Here is a 21,629-nt window from a genome sequence, read left to right on the forward strand (position 1 = left end):
GTTTGGCCCTGCACGGCGGCAGGGCCGGACACGCTTAACCGAGCAGCGTTTTGGTGATAGCCAGCAGCTGGCGCACGTCCTCAGGACGGGTATCGCCGCTGGCGCTGTCGATGATAGAACTATAGATGTGCGGAATGATTCGGCTCACCCCGGCTTCCAGCGCAATACGCAGGATGGCCTCAACGTTATCGAGATCGATGCCGCCGGTCGGCTCCAGCCAGAAGTCATGCTCGGCGCAGGCCGTCGCCACCGCCCGGTACTCGGCTTCGCTTTTCAGACCGCCCATCGGGAAATACTTAATTGAGCTACCGCCCATGTCCTTGAGCAGCGCTATCGCGGTTGCCACCGGGACGATGCCGTCCGGCGCCGCGCTGCTGAGCGGCCCGGTAGAGATTTTCACTATGCCCGGCGTGCCGGTCGGGGAGACCAGACCGTTGACCACGGTCTGATTCTGGCCCAGCAGCGCGCGGCTGGTGCCGACCCCGGTAAACACCTGGTTGACGTGCTGTGGCTGCACCTGGCGTGAGATCTCGCTGACCATCGCCGACTGTTTCGGATCGCCCGCGCCCAGTCCCACCGACAGCGCATTGTCGATCAGCGCCGCGTAGTCGCGCATGTCTGCCACCGCGCTGTCGATATCGGCATAGTTCTTCGACAGCACGCCCACCAGCACGTGGCCCTCGGCCGCCTCATAGATGGCCTGGGCGTTGGCTTTCGAGCCGGCCAGCACGTTCAGACAGATACGGTCGCGGTAAAAATTGGGGGTCAGAGTCATGCCTGGTTCTCCTTGAGTAAAGCCGCAATGCTGCGCGCAATAATCGCGAGCTGATCTTCGGTGACGCTGCGCACATCGGCTTCGATAATGCCTTCATTTGCCTTGTAGCCGCGGAAATAGATAGCGTATTCGCCGCGCTTGAGCGCGCTGACCAGATCGCCGGTCGCGATGCCGGTGACCTGCTCGTCAAAAGCGATTTCGGTGCGGGCGATATCGCGCCCTGCCGCATCCCAGACCACCCGGGCAGTCACGCCGCTCAGCTGGTTCAGCGTCTCAATAAACGGCGTCATGCGCGCCACCATTTCCGCCCCGGTAGTGCCGGTGGTGCTGAGGTAGTGTTCGATGGCGCAGGTCAGGCCGAGAATGCCCTCTTTACCTACCTTCATGGCGCGACCAATCCCGCCGGACTGGCGCTTTACCCATTCCACGTACGGCTGTTTGCCGATCACCAGCCCGCTGGTCGGCCCTTCAATGGCTTTTGCGCCGCTGTAGATCACCAGATCCGCCCCGGCGCGGTGATAGACGTGCAGATCCTCTTCGGCCGCCGCATCGACAATCAGCGGCAGGCTATGCGCGCGCGCCACGGCGACCGCCTGCTCTACGCTGAGCATGCTTTTCTGCACGCAGTGGTGGGATTTGATGTACATGATCGCCGCCGTGCGCGGGGTAATGGCGGCGGCCAGCTGGTCGGCGCTGCACTCGTTGGCATAGCCGGCTTCCACCACGCGTCCACCGCCCAGCGCCACCATGGTGCCAACCGGTGCGCCGAAGTTGACGTTATGCCCCTTCGGCAGCACGATTTCATTTTTCTCAATCGGCGTGGTGTGGAGGTTCTCCAGCAGCCACTGGCTGTCCTGCACCAGGATAGCCGCCACCGACTGGGCGATCCCCGCCGAGGCGCAGGAGACCACAGTTGCCGCCTCCACCTCAAGCAGCTGCGCAATGTACGCCCCGGTCTTATCCACCAGGTCTTTCATCTCGAAGTAGTGGTTCATCCCGGTCATCACCGCCTCGACCACTTCCGGCCGCGGGGTGGAGACGCCCAGCGCCGTCATGCGGCCAGAAGCGTTAATCACCGGTTTGAGCTGATATTTTTCATAAATCGAAGGCATGTTCCGCGCTCCCTTGTTCGGTGGTAAACCACTTGCCAGCGCGCACGGCGGCAAGCGGAAGCAGCTGCAGCTCGGCTGCAAGGCTGTGCTGGTCTGAATCGGTAAACAGGACGGGCTGGCGACGCAGGGCGAAGACCGTAAAGTCAGCGTCGGCACCGGCGGCGATAACCCCTTTGTGGCCCAGGCGCAGTCCCTGCGCGGCGTGCCGCGTCACGCAATCAATCACCTGGGGCAGCGACAGGCCGATGGCGAGAAACTTCGACATCACGTGGGCCAGGCTGCGCACCGGGCCGTTGATCCGGTTGCGGCAGTAAATGTCCGAGCTGATGGTGTGCGGCACAATCCCGAGCGCAATGGCGCGCTGCGCCACCTCAAAGCTGAAGCTGGCGCTGCCGTGCCCGACGTCGAGGCGCACGCCGCGCTTCAGGGCATCGGTAATGGAGGCGCGCAGGGTGCCGTCCGGGGTGAGAATACGATTGGGTTTGCCGTTATAGCAGTGGGTGATGATGTCGCCCGCCTCAAGCAGCGGGGCGATATCATCGATCTCCGGCGGCGTGTTGCCGATATGCACCATCAGCGGCAGGTTGTCGTGCGCCTGCTGCATCGCTTTGGCGCGCTCCAGCGGCTTCAGGCCGTTGTCGCCGATGACGCTGCTGCTCATGCGCGCCTTCAGGCCGACGATGAAGTCAGGATGCCGGCTAATCGCGTCCCGTACCGCCGCAGGGTCAATGTTCGCCATGTCCGCCAGTTCGTTCTGGGCGATAAGCCCTACCCGCGAGATGTTGAGCAGGGCGTAGACCTCGGTTTCCACCTGGCGGGTGAGCTGATAAAAGTCGTCGATGTCGTCGGCGCCGGTGCTGCCCGCGTCTACCACGGTGGTCACCCCGGTGGCGATGCCGACGCTGTCCGGCTGGTCGTGGTAAATCGGCGAGTTGGGATAGCAGTGCACGTGGGAGTCGATCCAGCCGGCGCTGAGGTAGTAGTCCCCGGAGAGCAGGCGCTCCTCGCGGGCGGCACCGGTGATATCGCCCAGTGCGGCAATTTTGCCGTCCTGAATCGCAATGTCGATGATAGTGTCGTCCACCAGACGGGCGCGGCGCAGGATTAGGTCATACATAAGGTGCTCCTGTTGGCCCGCACGCCGTTGAGCGCGCATGCGGGCGTACGTCTTAGAGGGCAACCGGGAAGATTGACCCGAGGATCATGGCGCCGAGGATCGCACCGCCGGTGATCGGCTTCTGCCAGAGGTAGAAGGCCAGCGCGCCAAGCAGAGAGCCGATACCGATAGGAATCGACGCGGCCATGGCGCTGAGGATAATCAGCGGCCCAAGGAAGCGGCCCGAGGCGTTGCCTGCCCCCATCATGACGTCGGCACCGTAGGTGGAGTCGCTCTGATTGATGGTGAACTTGCGCGCCAGGATAATCAGGTAGCCAATCGCCAGGCCAATGACCAGGCCGGTCACCAGCGAGGCACCGAAGTTCGCCACCGGGAACACGAAGCCCGCACCCAGCAGCAGCGCCGGTACCCCGAGGCCAACGCCGGTCTGGATGGCGCCGCCGATATCCAGAATGCCCACCAGCGAGCCTTCAATGATGCGGGCAAACAGGAAGCTGGCACCAAAGGCCGCCACCGCGCCGTACACGCCGGTGTCGATACCCGCTTTCAGCATCGCCACAAACGCCACTTCGTTAAACGCGCCGATACCGTAGAGGTAGTACATGTGCGTCCCGGCAAACACGCCGGAGGAGAGCAGGCCCACCAGAATCGGGAACGACCAGTCGGCATACCAGAAACCTTTATTCTCTTCCATCATCAGCCCCTTATTTGCCGCTCACCGCGTTGTGGATCATCTCAAGCCAGTTCGGCACGCCCATCTGGAAAGATTCGATCATCTTGATGTCGAAGCCGCGGAAGAAGGCGCTCAGCACGAACAGCGCAACGATGGCGGTCATCATCACTTTGGTGACGCGGTTCCAGCCGCTCTCTTCCACGCCTTTACCGATCAGAATGCCCAGCACCAGACCCGGTACGGCGTTACCCATGATCAGCTGCGCCGCGCCGCCAAAGACCGTGGCCCAGAAGCCCGACTTCTTACCGGCATCAATCGCCGCCAGCCAGAAAATCACCGGCATCACGGTATTGACCAGCAGGTTAGCGGCAGGCACCAGCACTTTTACCGCCGTGACCTGCAGTGCCGCCGGGACCGCCGAGGCGGTGGTGTTGAGGAACGCCACCACGATCATACCGATGACCCCGCAGGCGATGGCCATCTTCTTCGGATCGTGCAGGGTTTCCGCCACGTTGCGGTTTTTCATCATCAGCGCGGCAGCACCCCAGTTCGGGATAATGCGGTGATCGACATCCTGGGTGAACGAGCCTGCCGCAACCGACGAGGCCCAGGCGTTGAAGAAGAAGCCCAGCCCGAAGGAGAAATGCGAGGCGGGATCCCCTTCGCAGGAGTTAAGCTCCCCCAGCGTACGAAATGCGCCCATCCCCTGTGTGGTCGGCGCGTGGAACATGCGTGCAGCCCCGGCACCCACACCTACGCCAACCAGCGCGCCGATGATGAGCGATTTTATTAGTATTATTAAGAACATCACTCTGTCCTTCTGTTGTGTTGTATCCCGCCTGCGCGCACCCGGCGCCGTCGCAAAAACGCGGCGTTATTCGGGCAAACCGGGGGGAGAGTGGATTACTGCGTGACGAAATCGACCTTGTCGGGATTAATTGCGGTCACGTTGACGGTCACCTCCAGCTCCACGCTGAAGGTGCGTCGTTCACGGCGCAGAAAGAAGAACAAAAAGGCCTCTTTCCGCACCGTTTCCCGCGCATGAACGACCTGCACATCCTGTGGCTCTATACGCAGCAAAACCTGGCCCGAGGACTTCAGCATCGCCCCCTGGACGTGGCTCAGGGCGTCAGAGAAGGCGCGCGCCTTGCTCTCCCCTTTGCCTTTCACGCTCACCGTTGTGGTGAATTTTTCTTTCATGTCAGTTGCCGTACTTCTTCTTCCAGGCCTCGACCAGGCGCTCGCCCAGTTCTTCTTTGTCCATAAAGCCGAAGCCCAGCACGTTGCAGCCTTCATTGATGGCCGTGACGCCCTCTTCCACCGAGCGCATACCGTATTTTGCTTTGTAACCGTGTTTTGTCTGGGCGGTAATCGCCCCCGCGCCACCGCTGCCGCAGAAGGAGATGCCAAAGGTGGCGTTTTCCGCTTTCATCACGTCACCAAGCTTCATGTCTGCCGCCACGCCAGGGACGACCACCGCACGACCACCGGCCTTCTCCACGCCGGCACCCACTTTCTGGCCTTTTCCCAGACGATCGCCAATAACTACTGTGATTTGTTCCATATTCTGCTCCGTTATGCTTAGAGATTGTCTTTCGCCACTTCGAAGTGCACCGACAATAGCCAGGCCTCTTCCACCGGCAGGTTGCCGAACTCATCCACCACGGCCTGAGCAAGGCGCATCGACTCGTCGGAGATTTCATCGAACAGCTCCGCCTCCACCTCCGGCAGCGGCTCGCCGCTAATTGACCGGTGCGCCATAGCGCGTACGTGAGAGCTGAGCATCTGCTCCTGCACCGCGTTTGGCGTGATGTGGTGTTGCGCCAGCAGGGCAAACACCCAGGCCAGCATGCGGTCGCCAAGCTGCGCGGTGTGTTCCGTTTGTTGACATAGTGCGTCGCTCATTACCGCTCCGTTGTTAACGCTGAATATATTCTCTGTTGCAATGCGGTAACACTAACGGCGGCGGGCGGGGGTTTGTAGCGAGTTCTTTTCCACTTCAAGGTGGAAGCGCGGGCGGCGGCAGTGATCCGTCCCACATAAAAGCCGTGAATAGTTACTTTCTGCTGTATTTATGTGATGAATGTCACCTGCGGCAGGGCAACGCGGGGCGAAGAAAGAAGGTTCTGTTTTGCGGCATGCGCCGAAGGAACGGTGGGCAAATAAGCGCGGCTTATGACGGTTGCGTAGAATGCGCGTGGGTGCTTGAGACTGACTGTCCTGAGCGCTGGAGTGGTTTTCCGTCGTGAACGGCAGGCAGAAAAAAGCCCCACCTGATTATTCATCAACGTGAGGCTTTCCCTTCCGAACCAACAACGGAAGGTTAGCCTTTTCAATGCTGCAAAGCAAGGAGGCGTAACCATGAAACGACACACATTTGTGATGGTCATTGTGCTGGTAGTTTGTCTGACGATCCTGGCCATTGTGCTGCTCACACGGCCTTCGCTGTGTGAGATAAGGATCCGGCACGGTCATCATGAGGTTGCGGCGCGACTGGCTTACGAACCCAGGAAGTGAAGGCAAACCGGCGGGGGGAAACCCCCGCTACCGCTGTGGGGAGAGAGGTTCTCAGGCACCCTTTTTTTAGCGTTTTATCAAACCGGGTCGTTTTCTGAAAAACGCGTTCTTCGCCTGAACGGTGATGCGCGTCGGCCTTTCAGAGTGGGGTTCGGGGGCAGCAATATGAAACTGGCCAGCCCGGCGTGGGCTGGCGCAAGGGTAATTAGCGGTACTTCTGGTGGTAGGTGTTGCGGGTGGTCTTGAAGGCTTCAGCGGCGGTCTGCGCCTCTTTCACTTTACCGGCATTCGCCAGTTCCAGCGCACCGTCAATCTGGCTGACCAGGGTATCCAGCCCGTGACGGTAGTCCTTCATTTCAGCGCTGTCCGGCGCGCTATTCTCAAGCTTCGGCGGGGTCGATTTCTGGGCATCCAGCGCGGCGGCACGCATCTTGCCCAGCGCGTCTTTCATTTCGCCCGCATCGTCTGTCTTCAGGACAACCTTGTAGTTTTCACTCAGGGTATCCATGTCTTCATCCAGATCGGCGGCAAACGCCGCAGACGAGGCGATAAACAGGGATGAAACGGTCAACATTGCTAACAGTGTCTTACGCATAACGGCACCTTTTTATTGTTGTGATAAACGGGGAGCGTGGCGCTCCCCTGAGATTACTGACCGGCGATTTTCATCTCCGGAAGCAACACCGAACCACACTGAATATTGCTGCGCGTTTCAATATCGTCGGCGATGGTCACCATATTGCGCCACATATCCTTAAGATTACCTGCGATAGTGATTTCGCTTACCGGGTACTGGATTTCGCCATTCTCTACCCAGAAGCCCGCCGCACCGCGCGAGTAGTCGCCGGTAATACCGCTGACGCCCTGGCCCATCAGTTCCGTAACGATAAGGCCGGTGCCCATCTCTTTTAACAGCGCCTCAAAGCTCAGGCCGCGTCCGGGGATGCGCCAGTTATGAATGCCGCCTGCGTGACCGGTGCTTTTCAGCCCCAGCTTGCGCGCCGAGTAGTTGGTCAACAGCCACTGGGTCAGGATGCCGTCTTTAATAATCTCACGGCGCTCGGTACGCACGCCTTCGCTGTCGAACGGCGTCGAGGCCAGCCCTTTAAGCAGGTGCGGATGCTCCTCGATGGTCAGCCACTCGGGGAGGATCTGCTGGCCGAGGGAGTCGAGCAGGAAGGTGGATTTACGGTACACCGCGCCGCCGCTGATGGCGCCGACCAGGTGACCGAACAGACCGGTTGCCACTTCATGAGCAAAGATAACCGGCGCTTTCATGGTCGGCAGCTTGCGCGGCGAGAGACGGGACAGCGTACGACGTGCGCACTCCTGCCCTACCCACTCCGGCGAGGCGAGATCGTCCATCGCACGGCCAATGGTGTAAGCGTAATCGCGCTCCATGTCGCCATTTTCTTCGGCGATCACGCAGCTTGAGAGCGAATGACGGGTGGAGCAGTAGCTCTGCAGCATGCCGTGGCTGTTGCCAAACACTTTCACGCCGTAATGGCTGTTGAAGCTGCCGCCTTCGGTATTGGTGATGCGCGGATCGACGTTGAGCGATGCCTGTTCGGCACGGGCCGCCAGCTCGATGGCGCGATCGGGGTCGATCTCCGCCGGGTGGAACAGGTCGAGATCCGGCGCGTCAAACGCCAGCAGCTCTTTATCCGCCACCCCGGCGCACGGGTCCGGCGAGGTGTAACGCGCAATGTCGAGCGCCGCCTGCACGGTACGGGCGATGGCCTGCGGGCTTAAATCGGTTGAGGAGGCGCTGCCCTTACGGTTCTGATGGTAAACCGTGATGCCAAGCGCACCGTCGCTATTAAATTCAACGTTCTCCACCTCTCCGTAGCGGGTGCTCACGCTGATGCCGGTGGTCTTACTCACTGCCACTTCTGCGCCATCTGCTTTACCGGACGCCAGCTCAAGCGCCTGAGATACCGCCTCTTCCAGCGCTTTACGCTGCTGCGCTACTTGTGTGATTACTTTCATCGCGAATGCCATAATGTAGGATGGAGTGATTGATACGTCTTTTTGAGTCTAACAGAGAACCATTTCGCAGTGCGCGCCTTAACTGGTAGTATTAGCCTCTTTTTTAAGGAGCCTGAGAATGACTAAGCAGCCCGAAGACTGGCTCGATGAAGTCCCTGATAATGAAAACGAAGACGACGATGATGAAATTATCTGGGTCAGTAAAAGCGAAATCAAACGCGACGCCGAAGAGCTGAAACGCCTCGGCGCCGAGATGGTTGACCTCGGCAAAAACGCCCTGGATAAGATCCCCCTCGACGACGATCTGCGCGCTGCCATTGAACTGGCGCAGCGCATCAAGAAAGAGGGCCGCCGCCGTCAGATGCAGCTCATCGGTAAGATGCTGCGTAATCGCGACGTGGAGCCGATTCGTCAGGCGCTCGACAAGCTGAAGAACCGTCACAACCAGCAGGTTGCGCTGTTCCACAAGCTTGAGCAGCTGCGCGATCGTCTGATTGAGGAAGGCGATGACGCGGTACCAGACGTGCTGAACCTGTGGCCGCAGGCGGATCGCCAGCAGCTGCGTTCGCTTATCCGCAACGCGAAGAAAGAGAAAGAGGGCAACAAACCGCCGAAGTCGGCGCGCCTGATTTTCCAGTACCTGCGCGAACTGGCCGAAGCCCAGCCGTAACGCAAAAAAAACGCCTCTCACTGAGAGGCGTTTTTCATTTCAGCGGGCTTACACCGGCTCGTGCAGCGCCAGGGCTTTTTTCGCCAGCGCGTCCAGCAGCTTCTGATGAATCCCGCCAAAGCCGCCGTTGCTCATCACCAGGATATGGTCGCCTGGCTGCGCGGTTTTGGTAATCATCTCCACCAGCGTGTCGATATCCGCACTCCAGTGCGCCGGCTGGATGCAGGCTTCGGCCACTTCCGCCACCTGCCACGGAATGTGCTGCGGCTGGAGCAGGAACACCTCATCGGCGCGTCCGAGCGACGGAGCGAGATCGTTTTTGCTGATCCCCATTTTCATGGTGTTGGAGCGCGGTTCGAGCACCGCGAGAATGCGGGCGGTGCCACCCACTTTGCCGCGCAGCGCGGCAAGCGTCGCGAGAATGGCGGTTGGATGATGCGCGAAGTCGTCGTAGACGGTGACGCCGTTCGCTTCACCGCGCAGCTCCAGACGACGACGGGCGTTGATAAAGCTGTCCAGCGCCTGTGCCGCGTCTGCCGGGGTAATACCGATATGGCGCGCGGCGGCAATCGCCATCAGGCCATTGTGCATGTTGTGCTCGCCCACCAGCGACCAGTTGACCTGGCCCACGCACTCCCCGGACAGCCACACTTCCCAGGAGGAGGCGTCGTTGGTCAGCTTTTTCGCCTGCCACATCCCCTGCTCGCCGGTCAGCTCCTGCTCGCTCCAGCAGCCCATCGCCAGCGTCTGCTTCAGGTTGATGTCGTTCTCCGGGGAGATAATCCGCCCCTGTCCCGGCACGATGCGCACCAGGTGATGGAACTGCTTCTGAATGGCTTTCAGATCGTCAAAGATATCGGCGTGATCGAACTCAAGGTTGTTGAGGATCAGGGTGCGCGGGGCGTAGTGCACGAACTTGGAGCGCTTATCGAAGAACGCGCAGTCGTACTCGTCGGCTTCGATGACGAAGAACGGCGTATCGCCCAGTCGTGCGGATACTTCAAAGTTGCCCGGCACACCGCCGATAACAAAGCCCGGCGCCATGCCGCAGGCTTCGAGGATCCAGGTCAGCATCCCGGCGGTCGTGGTTTTGCCGTGGGTCCCGGCCACCGCCAGCACCCAGCGGTCGCGCAGCACGAAGTCGTGCAGCCATTGCGGGCCGGACATGAAGGGAATGTTCTGTTCCAGTACCGCTTCCACGCACGGGTTTCCGCGCGTCATGGCGTTGCCAATAATGACCAGGTCCGGGCGTGGCTCAAGCTGGCTCGGGTCGTAGCCCTGAATCAGTTCAATGCCTTCTTTCTCGAGCAGAGTGCTCATCGGGGGATAAACATTGGCGTCCGAGCCCGTCACCTCGTGGCCAAGGGAGCGTGCCAGCACGGCCAGCCCGCCCATGAAGGTGCCACAAATCCCCAAAATATGAATGCGCATATGTCACGATCCTTTATATGAGCCTGTCCCATCAGGCGTTTCTGTTGCCGCCCGTCAGCATGGCGACGGGGTATTCATCAGCCTGATGGGACAGGCGCGAAGTTCGGCGCACATTCTACCGTCTGATGTGAGACGGATAAATGCATTTCAGGATAATCCGCATTTTGCTGGCGCGATTCACCTGTGCGCTACTATTCGATAGTTTGTTACTATCACGGCATCGCTTTACTTAATCTCAGAGCAGGGAAAGTGTTATGAAAACGTTAGGTGAATTTATTGTTGAGAAGCAGCATGAGTTCTCACATGCCACTGGGGAACTGACCGCGCTGCTGTCGGCAATAAAGCTCGGCGCTAAAATCATCCACCGCGACATCAACAAAGCCGGTCTGGTGGATATTCTCGGCGCCAGCGGTGCTGAAAACGTACAGGGTGAAGTGCAGCAGAAGCTTGACCTGTTCGCGAATGAAAAGCTGAAAGCCGCGCTTCGCGCGCGCGACATCGTGGCCGGTATCGCCTCGGAAGAGGAAGATGAGATCGTGGTGTTTGACGGCTGCGAACACGCGAAATACGTGGTGCTGATGGACCCGCTCGACGGCTCCTCAAACATCGACGTTAACGTTTCGGTCGGCACCATCTTCTCCATCTACCGTCGCGTTACGCCGGTCGGCACCGCGGTGACGATGGAAGACTTCCTGCAGCCGGGCAACAAGCAGGTTGCGGCAGGCTACGTGGTTTACGGCTCCTCCACCATGCTGGTGTACACCACCGGCTGCGGCGTTCACGCCTTTACCTACGATCCGTCTCTGGGCGTGTTCTGCCTGAGCCAGGAGCGCATGCGCTTCCCGGAACGCGGCAACACCTACTCCATTAACGAAGGGAATTACATCAAGTTCCCGCTGGGCGTGAAGAAGTACCTGAAGTTCTGTCAGGAAGAAGATAAAGCCACCCAGCGCCCGTACACCACGCGCTACATCGGCTCGCTGGTAGCGGACTTCCACCGCAACCTGCTCAAAGGCGGCATCTACCTCTACCCGAGCACCGCCAGCCACCCGGAAGGGAAACTGCGCCTGCTGTATGAGTGCAACCCGATGGCGTTTCTGGCTGAACAGGCCGGCGGCAAGGCGAGCGACGGCAAAGAGCGTATTCTCGATATTCAGCCGGTCAGCCTGCACCAGCGTCGTCCGTTCTTTGTCGGCAACGAGCATATGGTGAATGACGTTGAGCGTCTGATCAGCGACTATCCGGACGCGTAAGCCTCGCCGGACATAACAAAGGGCAGCCCAGGCTGCCCTTTTTGCATGTGACGTTCACCCTAATTGATAAAGGTTCGCTTCACCCGAACCGACACGATGAAATAGGGGATCCAGATACACACGCTGATCAGCGTGCGGCCAATTGGGACAACGTTCTCATAGCTCAGCGCCACATCGAGATAGCGGTGGCCGAGCCAGAGATCGATACACAGCAACGCCAGCCCATACAGCAGCATGCCGATATAAAAGCGCGGCAGCTGGCGTTTCTTCCTGATAAACAGGCTGGAAACGTACAGCGCCAGCAGGAACAGCCCGCTAAACAGCACCAGTTCGGTCAACAGCACGCCGCGCACCGCGCCGCTAAACCAGGCGTAGTTGTCCAGCAGCACCTTCAGGGTATAAAACGCCGACGAGGCGTTAATCAACAGCGTGGCCAGCAGGCCGAGCGCCGGAAGATACAGCCAGCCGCCAATCTTTTTAAACGCTTTCGCTTCACACTGCGCGCAGTAGTCGGCATCCGGCTGCGCCGGGTTGTCACATTCAATACAGGTTGCCATACATCCCTCATCATTTACTTATCGCGGCAAGCGTCATGTGCCCGCCGCGTACTGCGTCATCCCGATTATGACTGAGGCTGGAGCCTGAACGAAGCCATCGCTTCCGTCAATTGTCGGGACTGCTCCTCAAGCGACTGGGTCGCTGCGGAGGACTCTTCCACCAGCGCGGCGTTCTGCTGCGCCGATTCATCCATCTGGCTGACGGCGATATTTACCTGCTCAATGCCGCGGCTCTGCTCGTGCGAGGCGCTGGCAATCTCTTTCATCAGGCGGGTGACGCGCATCACTTCCCCGGCGATGTCGTCCATCGTTTCCCCGGCCTGCTGCGCCAGCTCGCGCCCTTCCCCGACGTGGGTCCGGGAGTCGCTGATCAGAGTGCGGATCTCCTTCGCCGCTTCGCCGCTCCGGCTGGCAAGGTTGCGCACTTCGGTGGCGACCACCGCGAAACCGCGCCCCTGTTCACCGGCCCGCGCCGCCTCTACCGAGGCGTTAAGCGCCAGGATATTGGTCTGGAACGCGATGCCGTCGATGACGCTGAGGATGTCAGCGATGCGGTCGGAGCTGGTGGCGATATCGCGCATTTTTTCGATGACGTAGCACACCATCTCGCTGCCGTGATCGGCGGTATCGGAGACGGCCTGGGCCAGCTTGTGCGCCTGCTCGGCATTCTCCGCGTTCTGCTTCACGGTGGCGGTGAGCTGCTCCATGCTGGCTGCGGTTTGCTCAAGGGAGGTGGCGGTGGATTCCGTGCGCTGGGATAGGTTCAGGTTACCGGCGGTCAGCTCGCGGCTGCCGGTATCAATCTGGGCGCTGGCATCGCGCACCCGCTGGACTGACTCGCGCAGCGACTGGCGCATGGCTTCGATGGCCTGGGCCAGACGTCCCAGCTCGTTGTCGGTTGCCGGCGGCAGTTCGCGGCTCAGATCCCCTGCGGCGACGTGCTCCAGCTGTTCGATGGACTGCTCAAGCGGCTTGAGCAGCAGGTGGCGCAGCGCCAGCCAGACCAGCACGATAATCCCCGCCGTCAGCAGCGCCGCGATGATCATCAGCGTCAGCACCACGCTTTTCTGCTGCTGCACGGCGGCGACCTCCGCTTTACCGCGCGCGTCGCCCCACGCCTGAAACGCCTGCATGGCGTTGTTGAAATCACGGGCCACCGGGATCAGACCGTTCTCCAGCAAATCGTAATACTGATCCGGGCTTTGAGACTGCAGCGCGGCCAGCATTGGCGTAATGCCTTTGCTGTCGTAGGCGCTGAACGCTTTCGCCAGGTTTGCTACCAGGCGTTCGCCCTCTTCATCGCCAACCGGCGTGGCGATCACGTTTTTAAGCTGCTGGCGCGCAGTGAGGATCTCTTTCTCAATGGCTTTGGTGGCGGCAGCGGCATCGTCCAGCAGCCCCACTTCCATCTGGCGCACCGCCTGCCCGGCCTCATTACGGGCGCGCAGCATCAGGGTATAGCCATCGCTGAGCTGCACCATCTGTTCACCCTGGAGGTGGTTGATGCGTTGCAGGGCGTTCGAGCTTTGGGTGAGCGAGTAAATACCGATACCGCTGACGAGTAGCAGCAGCAGCGTCATGACGGCCAACAGGGACAGCAAACCAGTACGGACAGACAGATTTTTCAACATGTGACGTTTCCCGGTTATTGCGACAACGTGTGAAAGGGTCAGAAAAGCGTTATCGGCAATACCCGGGAAATATTAAGGATTTGTTTCCATAACAAAAACTTATGGCACGCGCGTCGCCCCGCCCACCCGCGTAACGGCGGCACTCTGGCGGTTTTCCCACAACACGGTCAGGCCGCGTTGCAGGGCGATAAAAATAAACAGCAGAATGCCGATGGCGATCTTGGTCCACCAGGAGCTGAGGGTGCCGTCGAAGTTGATATAGGTCTGTATCAGCCCCTGTATCGCCACGCCAAACAGCGTGCCCAGCACCGTGCCAACTCCGCCCGACAGCAGCGTGCCGCCGATCACCACCGAGGCGATAGCATCCAGCTCGACGCCCACCCCCGCCAGCGCATAGCCCGCCTGGGTATAGATGGAGAAGACGATCCCCGCAAGCGTGGCAAGGCCGGTGGAGAGCATATAGATGCGAATCGTGGTGCTGCGGGTGGAGATGCCCATCAGGTTAGCCGAGGTGGCGTTGCCGCCGATGGCGTAGACCTGATTGCCAAAGCGGGTGCGGTGCGCGAGGAAAATACCCAACACCACCACGCCCAGCATCAGCAGCCCCATGGCGCTGAGCCGCCCGCCACCGGGGATCTTCCACGCCAGGCTGGAGAGCGTGTCATACACCGGGTGATCGATGGGGATCGACTCTTCAGACACCAGATAGCTGACGCCGCGCAGAAAGAACATCCCGGCGAGGGTGATAATAAACGCCGGGATCTTCAGGGCATCGATCAGCAGCCCCATAAAGGCACCGAAGGCGCAGCCCATCGCCAGCACCAGCGGGAACGCCACCAGCGGCGACAGCCCCCAGTAGCCAATTGCTTTAGCGAGAAACACGCCGGTAAAGGCGATCACCGACCCGACCGAGAGATCGATACCGCCGGAGAGGATCACAAAGGTCATGCCGACGGCGATGATACCGAGAAAGGCGTTGTCGGTAAGGATATTGCAGATCACCCGCGTCGAGGCGAAGCCGGGAAACTGCGTCAGGCAGTAGAGATACCCCAGCACAAACACCGCGAGGGTAATCATCAGCGGCAGATTACGTTTTATCATGGCGTCGTGCTCCTTTGATCAGGGAAATAAAGCGCGGCGACTGCACGATCAGCACGCAGAGCACCACCACCGCTTTCACTACCTGGTTAAGTTCGGGCGGGAAGCCGGACAGCAGGATCCCGGTATTCATCCCCTGGATAATCAGCGCCCCGACCACCGAGAGCACGAGGTTAAAGCGTCCGCCCATCAGCGATGCGCCGCCAATCACCACCGCGAGGATGGCGTCCAGCTCCAGCCACAGCCCGGCGTTGTTGGCATCCGCCCCGCGAATGTCCGCGGCAACGATAACCCCGGCGATGGCCGCGCACAGCCCGCTGAGCATATAGGTGAGCATCACCATCAGGCGGGTATTCACCCCGGCGTTCTTCGCGGCGCGAATGTTAATCCCTACCGCTTCGATAAACATGCCGAGCGCGGTTTTACGCGTCAGTACCCAGAACAGCACCAGGGTCGCGAGCGCGATAATGACCGGCGTGGGAAACAGCAGCAGCGAGCCGCTGCCGAGCCACGACAGAGACGGCGAGGTAAAGGTGACGATCTGCCCGGAGGTAATCAGCTGCGCCACCCCGCGCCCGGCCACCATCAAAATCAGGGTGGCGACGAACGGCTGAATTTTGAGAACCGCCACCAGCACGCCGTTCCACAGTCCGCACAGCACGCCCGCCCCGAGCGAGGCGAGGATCACCACCGTCAGACTGTGGCCCTCGACGGTGAGGGTCGCAGCCGTGGCGCCGGCTATCGCCATGATCGCCCCGACCGACAGGTCGATACCGCCGGTGGCGATCACCAGCGTCATGCCGATGGCCAGCAGCGCCACCGGCGCGGCGCGGTTCAGAATATCAATCGGGCTGCCGAACAGCCGCCCGTCCTGGAGCACAATCTGTAAGAAATGCGGCGCGACCAGACTGTCGATCAGCAACACCAGCGCCAGGGCGATCAGCTGGGGCATCCCCGGCGGCCAGCGAAAACGCCGCGAGGCTTGTCCGGCCTGGGTGTGAGGCAGAGAACGAGGCATCACATCTCTCTCCTTATGCCGCAATGGCATTCATAATGGCCGGCACCGACAGCTCGCTGAGCGGAATTTCCGCCACGTGCTTACGGTCGCGCAGAATAATGACCCGGTCGGCGTAGCCCACCAGCTCTTCCAGCTCCGACGAGATAACCAGCAGCGCCAGACCGTCGGTGCAGAGGGTTTCAATCAGCCGGATGATCTCGGCATGCGCGCCGACGTCGATACCGCGCGTGGGCTCATCGAGGATCAGGAACTGCGGACGGGTCAGCAGCCAGCGCGACAGCAGCACTTTCTGCTGATTGCCGCCGGAGAGGAACTCCACCGGCTGCTCGGCGCTGGGGGTACGAATGCCCAGCTGGCGGATAAAACGCTCCGCGATCTGGTTCTGCTCCCGGCGCGGAATGGGCCGCAGCCAGCCACGCTGGGCCTGGAGCGCCAGCACGATGTTTTCCCGCACCGATGCGGCGGCGATGATGCCGTCGGTTTTGCGATCCTCCGGACAGAATCCGATCCCTACCTGGGATGCCTGGCTTGGCGAGCGCAGGCGACGGGTGAGGCCTTTGATCACCGCCGTGCCGCTGTCGGCGGGCCGAATGCCGAAGATCACCTCGGCGGTTTCGGTGCGGCCGGAGCCCAGCAGCCCCGCCAGACCGACAATCTCGCCGGGGCGTACCGCCAGATCGAACGGGGCAATGACCCCTTTCTTCCCGAAGCCGTTAAACGCCGCCACCGGTTTGTCGCTCAGCAGCGTACGCCCGGCACGCTGCAAGGCGTTGGACTCCAGCTCGCGGCCCAGCATCATTTTGACCAGCTCAATCTGCGGCAGATCGGCGGTGTCGCGAGTGCCGACAAAACGGCCGTTGCGCAGTACGGTAATGCGGTCGGTCACCTCATACACCTGATCGAGGAAGTGGGTCACGAAGACCAGGCTCACGCCCTGATCGCGCAGCTGGCGCATCAGCGTGAACAGCATTTCCACTTCCTGGGTATCGAGACTGGCGGTGGGTTCATCGAGGATCAGCACTTTGGCAGAGAGATCGATCGCCCGACAGATGGCGACGATCTGCTGCATCGCCACCGAGAAACGGTTAAGCGGTTCGCGCACGTCCAGCGCAAACCCATAGGATTCCATGAGCGCCGTGGCGCGCCGCTCCATATCTTTGCGGCGCAGCAGGCCGAAGCGTTTAGGCTCCCGGCCAATAAACAGGTTATCCGCCACCGACATATTGGGCAGCAGGTTAACTTCCTGATAAACGGTACCGATGCCGAGCTTCTGGGCGTGAGCGGTATTCTTTGGCGCGATGGGCCGACCTTCGAGCCAGATCGTGCCGCCGTCCGGCTGATACACCCCGGTCAGCGCTTTGATTAGCGTCGATTTCCCGGCCCCGTTCTCGCCGAGCAGCGCCATGATTTCACCGCGTCGCAGGCTGATACTGACCTGATCGAGCGCGTTCACGCCGGGGAACGTTTTGCTTAATCCTTCGGTGCGCAGGATTTCCTGATGGTTATCGTTATTCATGGCCGGGTTCTCCTGAAGCCTGAGGATGGCGGGTTAGCTGGCAAAACGCATGGCGGGTGGATAACGCGCCGTCGCCATGCGTTCTGTCAGAGCGCGGGTTTTCCTCTCTCTTCCAGGGAGAGGGCCAGGTGAGGATCGTCGCCCTCACGGCCCCCTCGCCAGAAGCCGATCGTGACGGAATCAGTACCCCATGTTTTTCTTCTTCTCTAACTCTTCTTTCGCAGTGTCCGGCAGGTAGAGCGTTGATTTGGTGAGGGTCATTTTTTCAGGCTGGGTGCCGTCTTTTTTGAATTTCTCGAGCGCGTCGAACGCCGGACCGGCCATGTTCGGCGTCAGTTCAACGCTGGCGTTGGCTTCGCCATCGATCATCGCTTTAAAGATATCCGGCACACCGTCGATAGAACCGGTCAGGATGTCTTTGCCCGGCTTCAGGCCCGCTTCTTTAATGGCCTGAATGGCACCGATGGCCATGTCATCGTTATGGGCATACACCATGCAGATGTTTTTGCCGTTGTTCTCGGCCTTAATAAAGCTCTCCATCACCTCTTTCCCTTTAGAACGGGTAAAGTCGCCGGACTGAGAACGGATGATTTTGATGTTCGGCGCGCTGGAGATCGCTTCGGCGAAACCTTTTTTACGATCAATCGCCACGCTGGCGCCCACGGTGCCCTGGAGTTCCACCACGTTGCAGGGTTTGCCGGCGACGGTTTTAATCAGCCACTCGCCGATAAGCTTGCCTTCCAGCACGTTGTCCGCGGTGACCGTGGTCATGTAGAGCGACTTGTCTTTTACGTCGATGGAGCGGTCGAGCAGGATCACCGGAATTTCGGCGTCTTTAGCCTCTTCCAGCACCGGATCCCAGCCGGTGGCCACTACCGGGGCGATGAAGATCGCGTCTACCCCCTGAGCGATAAACGAGCGCACGGCCTTAATCTGGTTTTCCTGCTTCTGCTGACCGTCCGCGATTTTGAGCGTGATGCCGCGTTTCTGGGCCTCGCTCTTCGCCACGTTGGTTTCCGCCGCGCGCCAGCCTGATTCAGAACCGACCTGAGAAAAGCCCACGGTCAGCGGTGCCGCCATCGCCACGGTCGACATGGCCGCTGAAATTGCTGTGACAAGAAGTAAGCGCTTCCACATAGTTGTATCCTCGTAGGGGGGTATTGTGAGTGACGACTTTACCTGCGGGATGACTATAGACAATGTGGTATGTAACTGAATGCGTTACATCACAATTCGAAGAAGTAACGAAAACGTTAACGTCGGGCTGGAATTGCAACATCTCTGAAAAGAGCAGCGGCGCGCCTGTCGTGTTATCTCTATGATGAAGAAAAAGTTAGAGCAATAAGCGCAACGCCGCGCCCTTTGTAAGCGGTTACACGAATTTATAAAAGATGCGGCTGTGGATATGGATAAATCAGTCTGATTTCGGCTCTGAAAATGGCGTCTCGTCCGTCGCGTCATGAAAACAAGCTGAGACAAACAGCCGCAGTTAGCTATAATACCCGGCACTTGTTTGCCATACATGTAAAGGAAACAGACATGAGCCTTCTCAACGTTCCGGCGGGTAAAGATCTGCCAGAAGACATCTACGTTGTTATCGAAATTCCTGCCAACGCAGATCCTATCAAATACGAAATCGACAAAGACACCGGTGCGCTGTTTGTTGACCGTTTCATGTCCACCGCGATGTTCTATCCGTGCAACTACGGCTACATCAACAACACCCTTTCTCTGGATGGGGATCCGGTTGACGTGCTGGTTCCGACCCCGTATCCGCTGCAGCCGGGCTCCGTTATTCGCTGCCGTCCGGTTGGCGTGCTGAAAATGACTGACGAAGCGGGCGAAGATGCCAAGCTGGTTGCGGTTCCGCACACCAAGCTGAGCAAAGAGTACGATCACATTAAAGATGTGAACGACCTGCCGGAACTGCTGAAAGCGCAGATCGGTCACTTCTTCGAGCACTACAAAGACCTCGAAAAAGGCAAGTGGGTTAAAGTTGAAGGCTGGGCCGACGCGGCTGCTGCGAAAGCAGAGATCGTGGCCTCCTTCGAGCGCGCCGCGAAGAAATAATTTTCCTGCGTGAGTAAAAACACCGCCTACGGGCGGTGTTTTTGTTTGTGCTTCATCACGCTGTCACAAAACTGCCGCATAATGTTGCTTTCGCCGAACTTCGCCGTCACTTCCCGCGTTTAAACGTAAATTTTCTCCCTCGTACGATAAAGTCTAAAGGTTAAGTACCGATAACATGTCTTTAAGCACCAGTAACATTACTGGCTCGCTGTTGACCCGGGAAAACCACCATGAAACTTAACCGCTTCACCATTGGGCAGCGCCTCGGCTTGCTTGCCGCCCTGCTGCTGCTCGCCACGCTGTTTATCGGCCTGCGCGGTATCATCAATAACGCTGACAGCCTTGCGCAAAGCACGGACACGATGCGCACACAGATGCTGATCGCCCAGAGTATCGATACCGCCAGGAATGCCCAGGTCCAGTTTAAGATCCAGGTGCAGGAGTGGAAAAATACCCTGCTGCGCGGCGCACAGGATGAAGAGGCGTTCCGCAAATACCAGCAGGCGTTTGTCGAGCAGAGCGCGAAGACCCAGGCGCTGCTCGACCAGCTGATTACCCTGCTGCCCCAGCTCGGCATGGATACCGCCACCGCACAGCAAACCCGCACCCTGCATGCCCAGCTTGAGCAATCGTATATCGCGGCGCTGAAACAGTATGCGGTGGGGGATCTCGCCAGCGCGCAGCGCGTCGATAAGCTGGTGACCGGCATTGACCGTGAACCAACCAAAATGATCGATGATCTGGTTGCCGCTACGCTGGCCCGCGCCACGGCGCTGCACCAGCAGATTGATGCCCACAACCTGGCGCAGTTTGAAAAAACGCGTCTGATGCTGCTGATCGTCATGGGCTTTACCCTGGTCGCCGGTTCGCTGATCACCCTGTGGCTGATTCGCAGCATCACCCGACCGCTGGCGGAAGCGGTGAGCATTGCGCGCACCGTGGCGGCCGGCGATCTGCAGGCGGAGATCACTATTCAGGGGCGGGATGAAACCGCTGAGCTGATGCGCGCCCTGCGTGAGATGAACCATAACCTGACGGATATCGTCTACGGGGTGCGGGAAGGTACGGAAACCATCGCCACCGCCTCGGCGCAGATCGCGCAGGGCAGCCGCGAGCTGTCGTCGCGCAATGAGGCGCAGGCCAGCGCGCTGGAGCAGACCGCGGCCTCGATGGAGGAGCTGACGTCGGTGGTGAAAAACAACGCCGATAACTCACGTCACGCCAGTACGCTGGCGCGCAACGCCTGCGATGTGGCCGGTCAGGGCGGCGAAGCGGTGGAAAAAGTGGTGCACACCATGAGTGAAATCCACCGCTTCTCCAACGAAATCAACGACATTATCGGCGTTATCGATAGCCTCGCGTTCCAGACCAACATCCTGGCGCTCAACGCGGCGGTGGAAGCCGCGCGGGCCGGCAGCGAAGGGCGCGGCTTTGCGGTGGTTGCCGCAGAAGTGCGCGCGCTGGCGCAGCGCTCCGCCTCGGCGGCGCAGGATATCCGCGTGCTGATCGACCGCTCGGTAACGCGCATTGCCGACGGCAACCTGCTGGTGCAGGAGGCGGGCAGCGCGATGGATGACATTCTGCAGCGCGTGAAGCAGGTCAGCGAGCTGATCGAGACCATCTCGCTGGCCAGCCACGAGCAGAGTACCGGTATCGATCAGGTTAACGTCGCGGTGACGCATATGGATGCCGCCACCCAGCAGAACGCCACGCTGTCGCAGGAGTCCTCCAGCGCCGCGCAGTCGATGCACAGCCAGGCGGAACGGCTACTGGCGTCGGTCAGCGTGTTCAAGCTGAAATCCCGCCTCGCCTGACGCCAGAAAAAGCAACGCCACCCGAAGGTGGCGTTGTGCGTGTTACGTTGGGGTCCTGTCTAACCAGTTCCCGCTTTCTATTCTTGTGCGTCCATTGACCGCACGCTGGTACACGTACATCCATGCACTCCCGTACGGTGTCTGAATCAGCTGACGCTTATACTCACCGCGCGCGGTGCGCAGAGCATCGAGCTCGGCAAGGGTTGCTGCGTCGATACGATAAACCTCACCCTGTACGCTGCCTTCGCCGGGCACCGCGCCCGGATAGTGCCCCAGACTGTACAGTTGATAATTATCGACGCTGAAATCCCCTAACCACTGAGCGTTGGTCATCCAGTGGCTGTTGCCCTGTTTGCGTCGTAAACTGCCGTAGACAAATATTCGCATT

Annotated in this window: 23 protein-coding genes; 5 read left to right on the top strand and 18 right to left on the bottom strand. The window is 59.8% G+C overall.

The window, feature by feature from the left end; genetic code table 11:
- Positions 1-34 precede the first annotated feature (34 nt).
- The 8 genes from dagF to DW58_RS16965 all read right to left on the bottom strand — a co-directional run bounded on the left by dagF (position 35) and on the right by DW58_RS16965 (position 5,582).
- On the bottom strand, positions 35-775 hold the full coding sequence (gene dagF / locus DW58_RS16930; RefSeq protein ID WP_024547648.1) for a 2-dehydro-3-deoxy-phosphogluconate aldolase: 741 nt from the start codon (positions 773-775) through the stop codon (positions 35-37).
- On the bottom strand, positions 772-1,887 hold the full coding sequence (locus DW58_RS16935) for a DgaE family pyridoxal phosphate-dependent ammonia lyase (RefSeq protein WP_024547649.1): 1,116 nt from the start codon (positions 1,885-1,887) through the stop codon (positions 772-774). The genes dagF and DW58_RS16935 overlap by 4 nt, the downstream gene beginning before the upstream one ends.
- Entirely contained in the window at positions 1,871-3,004 is a 1,134-nt protein-coding gene (locus DW58_RS16940) for an amidohydrolase/deacetylase family metallohydrolase (RefSeq protein ID WP_024547650.1), read from the bottom strand. The genes DW58_RS16935 and DW58_RS16940 overlap by 17 nt, the downstream gene beginning before the upstream one ends.
- A 52-nt stretch (positions 3,005-3,056) precedes the next feature.
- On the bottom strand, positions 3,057-3,698 hold the full coding sequence (locus DW58_RS16945) for a DUF4310 family protein (RefSeq protein ID WP_024547651.1): 642 nt from the start codon (positions 3,696-3,698) through the stop codon (positions 3,057-3,059).
- Positions 3,699-3,708: 10 nt separating this feature from the next.
- Positions 3,709-4,485, bottom strand: coding sequence for a DUF4311 domain-containing protein (locus DW58_RS16950; protein WP_024547652.1), 777 nt, complete (start codon positions 4,483-4,485; stop codon positions 3,709-3,711).
- A 95-nt stretch (positions 4,486-4,580) separates the two neighbouring features.
- The gene (locus DW58_RS16955; protein ID WP_024547653.1) at positions 4,581-4,877 is read right to left on the bottom strand and encodes a DUF4312 family protein; all 297 of its coding nucleotides are present in this window, start codon (positions 4,875-4,877) and stop codon (positions 4,581-4,583) included.
- Position 4,878: 1 nt separating this feature from the next.
- On the bottom strand, positions 4,879-5,241 hold the full coding sequence (locus DW58_RS16960; protein WP_024547654.1) for an SFCGS family glycine-rich protein: 363 nt from the start codon (positions 5,239-5,241) through the stop codon (positions 4,879-4,881).
- 17 nt (positions 5,242-5,258) lie between these two features.
- On the bottom strand, positions 5,259-5,582 hold the full coding sequence (locus tag DW58_RS16965) for a glycine dehydrogenase (protein ID WP_024547655.1): 324 nt from the start codon (positions 5,580-5,582) through the stop codon (positions 5,259-5,261).
- Positions 5,583-6,038: 456 nt separating this feature from the next.
- Between DW58_RS16965 and DW58_RS20405 the strand changes: the two genes are divergently transcribed.
- Positions 6,039-6,194 carry a Hok/Gef family protein gene (locus tag DW58_RS20405; RefSeq protein ID WP_071789216.1) on the top strand — a complete coding sequence of 52 codons (156 nt, stop codon included), beginning with the start codon at positions 6,039-6,041 and terminating at the stop codon, positions 6,192-6,194.
- A gap of 205 nt (positions 6,195-6,399) precedes the next feature.
- On the opposite strand, the gene cybC is transcribed toward DW58_RS20405, so the two are convergent.
- Both cybC and pmbA read right to left on the bottom strand, forming a co-directional pair.
- Positions 6,400-6,789 carry a cytochrome b562 gene (gene cybC / locus DW58_RS16970; RefSeq protein ID WP_024547656.1) on the bottom strand — a complete coding sequence of 130 codons (390 nt, stop codon included), beginning with the start codon at positions 6,787-6,789 and terminating at the stop codon, positions 6,400-6,402.
- A 53-nt stretch (positions 6,790-6,842) separates the two neighbouring features.
- The gene (gene pmbA / locus DW58_RS16975) at positions 6,843-8,195 is read right to left on the bottom strand and encodes a metalloprotease PmbA (protein ID WP_035885518.1); all 1,353 of its coding nucleotides are present in this window, start codon (positions 8,193-8,195) and stop codon (positions 6,843-6,845) included.
- Between the two features lie 106 nt (positions 8,196-8,301).
- Between pmbA and yjgA the strand changes: the two genes are divergently transcribed.
- Positions 8,302-8,853, top strand: a complete 552-nt coding sequence (gene yjgA, locus DW58_RS16980) for a ribosome biogenesis factor YjgA (RefSeq protein ID WP_024547658.1) — start codon at positions 8,302-8,304, stop codon at positions 8,851-8,853.
- Positions 8,854-8,901: 48 nt separating this feature from the next.
- Here yjgA and mpl read toward each other — a convergent pair whose 3' ends face one another.
- Positions 8,902-10,284 (bottom strand): UDP-N-acetylmuramate:L-alanyl-gamma-D-glutamyl-meso-diaminopimelate ligase, encoded by a 1,383-nt coding sequence (gene mpl / locus DW58_RS16985; RefSeq protein ID WP_029593178.1) that lies wholly within the window; start codon positions 10,282-10,284, stop codon positions 8,902-8,904.
- A gap of 254 nt (positions 10,285-10,538) precedes the next feature.
- Between mpl and fbp the strand changes: the two genes are divergently transcribed.
- Positions 10,539-11,537: a class 1 fructose-bisphosphatase gene (gene fbp / locus DW58_RS16990; protein WP_024550532.1), complete on the top strand. Its 999-nt coding sequence runs from the start codon at positions 10,539-10,541 to the stop codon at positions 11,535-11,537.
- A 59-nt stretch (positions 11,538-11,596) separates the two neighbouring features.
- Here the strand turns inward: fbp and DW58_RS16995 are convergent, their stop codons facing one another.
- From DW58_RS16995 to ytfQ, 6 genes are all read right to left on the bottom strand, one after another.
- Positions 11,597-12,094, bottom strand: a complete 498-nt coding sequence (locus DW58_RS16995; protein ID WP_024550531.1) for a DUF2569 domain-containing protein — start codon at positions 12,092-12,094, stop codon at positions 11,597-11,599.
- Positions 12,095-12,159: 65 nt separating this feature from the next.
- Positions 12,160-13,725, bottom strand: coding sequence for a methyl-accepting chemotaxis protein (locus DW58_RS17000; RefSeq protein ID WP_029593179.1), 1,566 nt, complete (start codon positions 13,723-13,725; stop codon positions 12,160-12,162).
- A gap of 99 nt (positions 13,726-13,824) precedes the next feature.
- The gene (gene yjfF / locus DW58_RS17005; RefSeq protein ID WP_024550895.1) at positions 13,825-14,826 is read right to left on the bottom strand and encodes a galactofuranose ABC transporter, permease protein YjfF; all 1,002 of its coding nucleotides are present in this window, start codon (positions 14,824-14,826) and stop codon (positions 13,825-13,827) included.
- On the bottom strand, positions 14,813-15,844 hold the full coding sequence (gene ytfT / locus DW58_RS17010; protein WP_024550896.1) for a galactofuranose ABC transporter, ATP-binding protein YtfT: 1,032 nt from the start codon (positions 15,842-15,844) through the stop codon (positions 14,813-14,815). The genes yjfF and ytfT overlap by 14 nt, the downstream gene beginning before the upstream one ends.
- A 10-nt stretch (positions 15,845-15,854) precedes the next feature.
- Complete coding sequence (gene ytfR / locus DW58_RS17015; protein WP_024550897.1) at positions 15,855-17,357, bottom strand: galactofuranose ABC transporter, ATP-binding protein YtfR; 1,503 nt, start codon at positions 17,355-17,357, stop codon at positions 15,855-15,857.
- A 180-nt stretch (positions 17,358-17,537) separates the two neighbouring features.
- Positions 17,538-18,494, bottom strand: a complete 957-nt coding sequence (gene ytfQ, locus DW58_RS17020) for a galactofuranose ABC transporter, galactofuranose-binding protein YtfQ (RefSeq protein WP_024550898.1) — start codon at positions 18,492-18,494, stop codon at positions 17,538-17,540.
- A 402-nt stretch (positions 18,495-18,896) separates the two neighbouring features.
- Between ytfQ and ppa the strand changes: the two genes are divergently transcribed.
- Together ppa and DW58_RS17030 are read left to right on the top strand one after the other, a co-directional pair.
- Entirely contained in the window at positions 18,897-19,427 is a 531-nt protein-coding gene (gene ppa / locus DW58_RS17025; protein WP_024550899.1) for an inorganic diphosphatase, read from the top strand.
- Between the two features lie 230 nt (positions 19,428-19,657).
- The gene (locus tag DW58_RS17030; protein WP_024550900.1) at positions 19,658-21,241 is read left to right on the top strand and encodes a methyl-accepting chemotaxis protein; all 1,584 of its coding nucleotides are present in this window, start codon (positions 19,658-19,660) and stop codon (positions 21,239-21,241) included.
- A 42-nt stretch (positions 21,242-21,283) separates the two neighbouring features.
- Here DW58_RS17030 and DW58_RS17035 read toward each other — a convergent pair whose 3' ends face one another.
- Entirely contained in the window at positions 21,284-21,628 is a 345-nt protein-coding gene (locus tag DW58_RS17035; RefSeq protein ID WP_024550901.1) for a gamma-glutamylcyclotransferase family protein, read from the bottom strand.
- Position 21,629 lies beyond the last annotated feature (1 nt).

This window comes from Siccibacter turicensis LMG 23730 (genome assembly GCF_000463155.2).
Lineage (GTDB): Bacteria > Pseudomonadota > Gammaproteobacteria > Enterobacterales > Enterobacteriaceae > Siccibacter > Siccibacter turicensis.